At 64.2% G+C, this 7,459-nt stretch carries 2 protein-coding genes and 1 pseudogene; 1 reads left to right on the forward strand and 2 read right to left on the reverse strand.

Annotation, left to right across the window (positions count from 1 at the left end; genetic code table 11):
• Positions 1 to 81: 81 nt before the first annotated feature.
• Positions 82 to 666: pseudogene (locus tag ACCD00_RS29555) on the reverse strand (sugar nucleotide-binding protein); the annotation flags it as partial.
• 324 nt (positions 667 to 990) lie between these two features.
• Between ACCD00_RS29555 and ACCD00_RS29560 the strand changes: the two are divergent.
• On the forward strand, positions 991 to 5,307 hold the full coding sequence (locus ACCD00_RS29560) for a DNA glycosylase AlkZ-like family protein (protein WP_413428754.1): 4,317 nt from the start codon (positions 991 to 993) through the stop codon (positions 5,305 to 5,307).
• 108 nt (positions 5,308 to 5,415) lie between these two features.
• Here ACCD00_RS29560 and ACCD00_RS29565 read toward each other — a convergent pair.
• A partial coding sequence (locus ACCD00_RS29565) for a mechanosensitive ion channel family protein (RefSeq protein ID WP_413428755.1) occupies positions 5,416 to 7,459 on the reverse strand: 2,044 nt, incomplete at its 5' end.

Genomic DNA, 7,459 nt, shown 5'->3' on the forward strand with positions numbered 1-7,459 from the left:
GCCGCGTCTGTTGTTTATACCAGACTGGTTGTGGTCCGGCCCCCCCCGCGGCGCAGCGAAATCGTGTTGCTTGAGCACTCAAATCACCACCGGGGCGGCGGCGGCGCCGGGGGTCGGATTGCCGCGCGGGTCGTCGGCCATCAGCAGTTCTTCGGGTTGTTCGGCACGGGCGAGGAAGCGGCCAAGGGTGCCGTCCGGGCTGTCGTCCAGCAGCCAGCCGAAACGCAGCAGTACGTGTTGCGGGCAGGTGGCGCGAACGCTCTGTTCGATCCGCCATAACGCCTGGCCCCGCAGGCCCAGTGGCACGGGTTCGTCTTTTTCGCTGTAGGCCGTGGCGCGGGAACCGTCGAACACGCGATAGCTGGAAGGTTGCAGCAGAACGATGTTGTGGTGCTGGCACAGTTCCGCCAGACGCTCGATCGCACGCTCCTGGCCGGCCAGGCGCTGTTCGCTCACCGCCTCTGCCTGAAACCAGTCGAAGTAGTAGGCAAGGTTGATCAATGCATCGGGACGGGTGTCGTCGAGCAGTTGTGTCAGGCTCGCGGCATCCCAGCCGTCTTGCGGCGGGCGGGGGGCGAGGAAGCCGATGTCTTCCTCCGCACCGAGGCGAATCAGCGCCTGCCCAAGGGCATTTCCGCCGCCCAGTAACATAAGGCGCATTCGCATAGAGTCAGCAGGCCCAGTCTGATTGAAACAATGGCTTTATCGACACCGCGCCCAGGCGATGTCGTTGGTAATTGCCGGAATCGTTGCATTTTGCGGGTTTAGTGCGCAACCGTCATCCGTAAAGTGTAGATGTCAGGGATTTGTGGTGCTGCCACTGGCCTCATCGCGAGCAAGCTCGCTCCCACAGGGATTTTCTGTGAATAGGTAATTTGTGAACGACACGGACACTGTGGGAGCGGGCTTGCCCGCGAAGGGGCCCTGTCAGCCAATAGAGATCCCTGAGTGGTACTTGCATCTTTCGCCCCCACCCGCATAACTTGCTGCATGAACCTGCCCATCCCCGCAGACAGTGCGCTGAGCGGCTTTCACCCTGCCGTCAGCGCCTGGTTCAGCCACACGTTCGCAGCGGTCACCGCCGCCCAGGCCCGGGCGTGGCCGTTGATCCGCCAGCAGCGCTCGACCCTGATCGCCGCGCCCACCGGCTCCGGCAAAACCCTCACCGCCTTCCTCGCCGTCATCGATGACCTGGTGCATCGCGGCCTGGAAAACCCCGAAGGCCTGCCCGACGCCACCCTGGTGGTCTACGTCTCGCCGCTCAAGGCGCTGTCCAACGATATCCAGATCAACCTGCAAAACCCGCTGGCCGGCATTACCGAGCAATTGCGTCTGATGGGCCTGCCCGAATTGCAGATCACCACGGCCGTGCGCACCGGCGACACACCACAAAAAGATCGTTCGGCGATGCGCAAGACGGCACCGCACATTCTGGTGACCACGCCGGAATCCCTGTACGTGTTGCTCGGTTCCGATTCCGGTCGGCAGATGCTCGGCACGACACAAACGGTGATCATCGACGAAATCCACGCCATGGCCGCCAACAAACGCGGCAGCCATCTGACGCTGAGCCTTGAACGCCTGCAGGCACTGTGCGCACAACCACTTCTGCGCATCGGTCTGTCGGCCACGCAAAAACCGATCGAAGCCGTCTCGCGCTTCCTCGTCGGTCGCGAGCGTCCGTGCGAGATCGTCGACATCGGCCACGCCCGCCCCCGCGACCTGGACATCGAAGTGCCGCCCGTGCCGCTGTCGGCAGTGATGGCCAACGATGTCTGGGAACTGGTCTACGACCGCCTCGCCGCCCTCGCCCGGGAACACCGGACCACGCTGATTTTCGTCAACACGCGGCGCCTGGCCGAACGCCTGAGCCGTCACCTGAGCGAACGCCTGGGCAAGGACGCCGTGGCCGCCCACCACGGCAGCCTGGCCAAGGAGTTTCGCCTGGACGCCGAGCAGCGACTCAAGCGCGGCGACTTGCAAGTGCTGATTGCCACGGCGTCGCTGGAACTGGGGATCGATATCGGCGACGTCGACCTGGTGTGCCAGATCGCCTCGCCGCGTTCGATTGCCGGGTTTCTGCAACGGGTCGGCCGCTCCGGGCACCAGGTCGGCGGTACGCCCAAGGGCCGTTTGTTCGCCACCACTCGCGACGACCTGATCGAATGCGCCGCGCTGCTCGACTGCGTGCGCCGGGGCGAACTCGATACCTTGTTGATCCCGCAAGCGCCGCTGGATGTGCTGGCACAACAGATCATCGCCGAAGTCAGTTGCCAGGAGTGGTCGGAACAGGCGCTGCTGGAGATGCTGCGCCGCGCCGCGCCCTACGCCGGACTCGACGACAAACACTATCAGGCGCTGCTGCACATGCTCACCGAGGGCTACAACGGGCGACAAGGCATGCGCAGCGCCTACCTGCACCGCGACGCCGTGAACCGTACCCTGCGCGGTCGCCGGGGCGCAAAACTGACGGCGGTGACCAGTGGCGGGACCATTCCGGACAACGCCGACTACAGCGTATTGCTGGAGCCTCAAGGGCTGAACATTGGCACCATCAACGAAGACTTCGCGGTGGAAAGCATCGCCGGGGATATCTTCCAGTTGGGCAATACGTCCTATCGGATCCTGCGCGTGGAAACCGGCAAGGTGCGGGTCGAGGATGCCCAGGGCCAGCCACCGACCATTCCGTTCTGGCTTGGGGAGGCGCCGGGGCGCAGTGCCGAATTGTCTTCGGCGGTGGCACGCTTACAGGCTCAACTCGACGACCTGCTGGGTGCCGCGCCTGGCAACTTGCAGCCAGCGCTCGACTGGCTGACTGACACCCTGGGCCTGAACCTCGCCAGCGCCGGACAACTGGTGGACTACCTGGCCCGTGCACGGCAAACGCTGGGCGCCCTGCCATCACAGGACACGCTGCTGATGGAGCGTTTTTTCGACGAATCCGGCGGCACCCAACTGGTCATTCACACGCCGTTTGGCAGCCGCATCAACCGTGCCTGGGGCCTGGCCCTGCGCAAGCGTTTCTGTCGCACCTTCAACTTCGAATTGCAGGCCGCCGCCAGCGAAGACGCCATCGTGCTGTCGCTGTCCACCAGCCACAGTTTTGAACTGGACGATGTCTGGCGCTACCTGCACAGCAACAGCGCCGAGCACCTGCTGATTCAGGCCGTGCTCGACGCGCCGCTGTTCGGCGTGCGCTGGCGCTGGAATGCCGGGGTGGCCCTGGCGCTACCGCGCTACAGCGGCGGACGCAAAGTCCCGCCGCAGATCCAGCGGATGAAAAGCGAAGACCTGATTGCCAGCGTGTTTCCCGATCAGATCGCCTGCGTGGAAAACCTCGCCGGCGAACGGGAGATTCCCGACCATCCGCTGGTAGAGCAAACCCTCGACGACTGCCTGCACGATGCCATGGACAGTGAAGGCTGGCTGGCCTTGTTGCGGCGCATGGAGCGCGGCGACATTCGCCTGATCAGCCGCGACTTGCCGACGCCCTCGCCGCTGGCGGCGGAGATTCTCAGCGCCCGGCCCTATACCTTTCTCGACGATGCGCCGCTGGAGGAACGCCGTACCCAAGCGGTGCTCAATCGCCGCTGGAGCGACCCGCAATCCACTGACGACCTCAGCGCGCTGGACGCCGAAGCGATTGCCGCCGTGCGCGACGAAGCCTGGCCGGCACCCTCCGGTGTCGATGAAATGCACGAGGCCTTGATGAGCCTGGCGTGCATCAGCGATGCCGAGGCCAGCGCCAATCCGCAATGGCTCGACTGGCTCGATACCCTGGCCGACAGCGGACGCGCGAGCCGTATGCAGATCAACGCCGGGCAATCGCTGTGGCTGGCGCTGGAGCGCCTGACCTGCCTGCGGGCGATTTATCCACAGGCCGAAATGACGCCGCCCCTGCAAGTGCTACCGGACTTCGATGAAGCCTGGGCGCCCGAGGAAGCCGTACTCGAACTGATCCGCGCAAGGCTCAGCGCCTTCGGACCGCTCCCACTCAATGCCATTGCCGAACCACTCGCCTTGCCCGCCGCGCAGGTCAATCAAGCCCTGGCGCAACTGGAACGCGAAGGCTACGTGCTGCGCGGCCGCTTCACCCCGGGCACCGCTCAGGAAGAATGGTGCGAGCGACATTTGCTGGCGCGGATTCACCGCTATACGGTCAAGCGCCTGCGTCGGGAAATCGAACCGGTGGCGTTGCAGGATTTCATGCGATTCCTGTTCGACTGGCAGCATGTGTCGAGCGCAAGCCAGGGCCGGGGCGCGGCGGTATTGCCAGCCGTCGTCGCGCAATTCGAGGGCTACCCCGCCGCCGCTTCAGCCTGGGACAGCGACATCCTGCCGGCGCGAATCAAGGACTACTCGGCGTCCTGGCTGGATGAGTTGTGCCGCAGCGGCAGACTGGTGTGGACACGCCTGACTGCACACAACAAAAGCGCCAGCACCGCCCTGCGCAGCACGCCGATTGTCTTGTTGCCACGCAACCGGGTCGGCCTCTGGAGCGGCTTGACCGAGCAGACGCCGGTCAGCGAACTGTCGCCGAAAACGCAAAAGGTCCACGCCGCCCTCAGCCAGCACGGCGCGCTGTTTTTCGATGAGCTGATCCATGAGGCCCATCTGCTGCGTTCGGAACTGGAAATCGCCCTGCAGGAACTGGTGGGCGCCGGGCTGGTGAACGCCGACAGCTTCGCCGGGTTGCGCGCACTGATCACCCCGGCCAGCAAGCGCCAGCCACGCAACAGTCGGCGTGGGCGCGGAGCATTCATCGGAGGCATGGACGATGCCGGGCGCTGGGCCCTGTTGCGACGCGCGCCTGCCGCACCGGTGGCGGAAAACCAGCGTCCCGCGCCAGCACCGGCCGAAACGCTGGAACACATCGCCATGACGTTGCTGCGCCGCTACGGCGTGGTGTTCTGGCGCTTGCTGGAACGAGAGGCGGACTGGCTACCGGGCTGGCGCGAACTGCTGCGTACGTTCCATCGTCTGGAGGCACGCGGTGAGATTCGTGGCGGACGGTTTGTCAGCGGCCTGGCGGGTGAGCAATTCGCCTTGCCCGAGGCGATTCCATTGTTGCGGGAGGTGCGGCGCAAGCCTCATGACGGCAGTCTGGTCGCGGTGTGCGGGGTCGATCCGCTGAATCTCGCCGGCACGTTGTTGCCGGGAGCGAAGGTGCCGGCACTGGCGAGCAATCGGCTGGTGTATCGCGACGGGTTGCCAGTCGCCGCAGAGATTGCCGGCAAGCAGCAGATCTGGGTGGAGCTGGATCAGCAGGCGGGTGCCGGGGTGCGCAGCAAACTGATCCGGCATTGAGGTTGTCTGGTCTGCCCCCTTCGCGAGCAAGCCCGCTCCCACAGTTGATCTGTGTCGTTCATAAATCCCTCTGAGGCCATCACAGCCTCCGAAGATTTCCTTGACGACTTACTGCGACCGCGGCCGATCCGGCATCAGCACCGCCGAATGATCCGGCTCATGCACGGCCTCGAGTGGTGGCTCGACCGGATGCCTCGGTACCAGCGCCTGTTGTGGATAAGTCTGCGCGAAATGCACCCACGGGCAGTTATCCACAAGCTTTTTCAGGCGCTGGTTGAAGGCCCGGCTCACGGCATACTGGCCACCGGACACCGTGCGGAATTGCGCGGTCAGCACCACGCCGTTGAGGTCCATCTTGTCGACGCCAAACACATCCAGCGGCCCTTGCAGGTTGTAGCGCAGGAACGGGTCGCTGCTGATGGAATGCCCGGCCTCGCGGATCAGCTCGATGGCTTTGTCGACATCGGTGTCATAGGTGAATTGCACCGAGAAATACGCATAGGCGAATTGCCGCGATTGGTTGGTCACGGCCTTGATCTGCCCGAACGGCACCGAGTGCACGAAACCCTTGCCGTCGCGCAGGCGCAAGGTGCGGATGGTCAGGCCTTCGACCGTGCCGGCATGCCCGGAATCCAGCACCACCCAGTCGCCGATGGACAGGGTGTCTTCGATGATGATGAACAACCCGGTAATCACGTCCTGCACCAGCTGCTGGGAGCCGAAACCGATTGCCAGGCCGATGACCCCGGCACCGGCCAGGAACGGCGCGACGTTGATCCCCAGGTTGGCCATGGTGGTGATCGCGCAAATCACCACCAGGATGATTTTGATCGCGTTGCGCAGCAGCGGCAGGATGGTTTTCACCCGCGTACTGGGCTGGCGCGCCGAGCGCTTGTTGGCCGGTGGTTTCAGGGCTTCCTGAATCGCCGTGTCGAGCACCACCCAGACCATCCAGGTCACCAGCAGGATCAGGCCGATGTGGCTCAGGGAATCACTGATCGCCCGGCCCACGGCATTGCTCACCGCGAATTCGAACAGCGACACGCCCCAGATCCGCCCGAGGATATCGATGAACACGATGGCCATGCCGATGCGCACTAAGGCATGGGACAAGTTGAGAAAACGCTCCTTGTAGGCGCCGCTGCGGCGCAGGTCCGCTGCGCTGCGCGCCTTGAACAGATGGTGCAGCGTGGTGCTGAGAAACACCGTGGCAATCAGCAACACCGTGGTGAACAAGGCGCTGCGCAGCACTCTCTGGTTGTCCGCCCCGGCACCGATCAGGTTGACGATCGACACCAGTACCATCAACAGAATCGGCCAATACCAAAGCCCGGAAAATATCCGCAGGGTTTCACGCAATGCCGGCTGACCGAGGCGCTGGGCCAGCGGCAGGATGCGGATCACATGGGCCACCGGGCGACGCATGCGGATCACCAGCAAGCCGAAGGCAATCGACGCCGCCAACCCGGTGAACACGGCGATGCTGCTGGTGAGATTGTTGCCCAGTTGATGGGCGATCTGCGGACTGGTCAGGGCATCGCTCAAGGCCACCAGAAAGCCGATACCGAATAACGGCCGGGGACTGTTCTCGCGGATGATCTGCACCGCCCGCCGCTTGTGCCCGGCATTGAACGCCACCACCAGCGACATCACCAATGACGCGGAAAATATCCCCGCGCTCGCGGCATAAGCCAGACACAGCGCCAGCGCCCGACCGGCCGATATCGGCAAAAACTGGCTGGCATAAATCGTTAACGGCAGACTGACCACCGCCGGCAAGGTGTAGGGCAGCACGTAACCGAGCAACGCCTGGCCCCGTTCGCGACTGAGCAGTAAACGGTGCTCGCACAGGCGCCTGGCGATCATCCGCCCTAGCAGCCAAAGACAGGCAAACACGGCCGCCCACACGCAGGTCAACAGCAGGAAATCGCTGGCGACGCTCCAGGCCGAACGGGCCGAAGGCTGATTGACCAACTGATCCACTTCATCGGCCGCGCGGTCGGCACGCAGGCGCCAGGCGTCGACCAGGTTCTGATTGAGATCAAGCCTGGACTGGACCTCGTCGATGCTTGAACTGATGGCCCCCAGTAACCCGCCTTGCACCAGCGGCTCGGGGTGTGCCGGCGGCGTCGCGGCGGTCGCGGTGGCCGGC

It is taken from the genome of Pseudomonas sp. Pseusp3, from assembly GCF_047304225.1.
Lineage (GTDB): Bacteria > Pseudomonadota > Gammaproteobacteria > Pseudomonadales > Pseudomonadaceae > Aquipseudomonas > Aquipseudomonas fluorescens_CD.

What these genes read in the sequence shown, in the direction of transcription:
- ACCD00_RS29560 (WP_413428754.1), top strand. Translation starts at nt 991, where the DNA reads ATGAACCTGCCCATCCCCGCAGACAGTGCGCTGAGCGGCTTTCACCCT.